Here is an 808-nt window from a genome sequence, read left to right as displayed (position 1 = left end):
GTAAGCCAGGTCCATTGCGCAGCTCGAACACCAAGGTGCGATCCGTCAGCATTTCATCAGGTCGATACAGCAACATGCCGGTGGTGTAGTAACCACGCAAACTGCCTGCACCTGACAAGGCTAGAAATGGATCTTCCTCGACCTGTTTTTTACTGATTTTCTTGGTGTGGTGAGCAAGGATGATTCCCGCATCGGGATTGACCGCATCACGCAATTGCTCAACTCGCTCACGCAAGAAAAACAACATCGCGTTGTTGTCGTTTTCGCTATTGCCTTCAGGGCCACCGTCGAACACATTGCGAATAGGGTCAATTACCAGAATGTCGACACCACCTTGAGACGCAGCCCGCTGCAGTGCCTCGATCACTTGCTCAACACCCTGATCATTGAGCACTAAACGAAGCTGAGGTGTGACCAAAAGGTTATTGGCAGCTTGGCGACTTACTGCTTCTGGCAAACCCATGGACTGGATCCGCTCACGCAAGTAGTGATACTGAACCTCGGCTTGCAAGTAAAACACCCGCAATGGCCTTGAGGGCGTGAGCTCAAGAAAGGGCACGCCTGCCGCCATATGCGTTAACCAAGACAACAGAAAATCACTTTTCCCCACCTTAGGCGCACCACCAAATACAATCATGCCGCCGGGCGTTAAAACCCTCGGTGCAATCAAATCGTCTGGCATCGGCGAGGTATCGGCTAACAACTCCCCTAATGAATGCAGCGCTATCGGCTCAGCATCTTTAACAATGGTTCTCGGTGCCGACTGAACGAAAGCCCACACATCCATCCCTTCATCGACTGCATCATA

1 protein-coding gene is annotated in these 808 nt (G+C 51.6%); it reads right to left on the bottom strand.

Annotated features, from left to right (window positions below; all coding sequences use genetic code 11):
• The coding region (locus tag A3766_RS26890; protein WP_156509178.1) for an AAA family ATPase at positions 1 to 808 on the bottom strand (808 nt) is incomplete at both ends.

The organism is Oleiphilus sp. HI0132 (assembly GCF_001635845.1).
The sequence above is the reverse complement of the archived record's forward strand: the minus strand, read 5'-3'. Positions and strand labels throughout refer to the sequence as shown.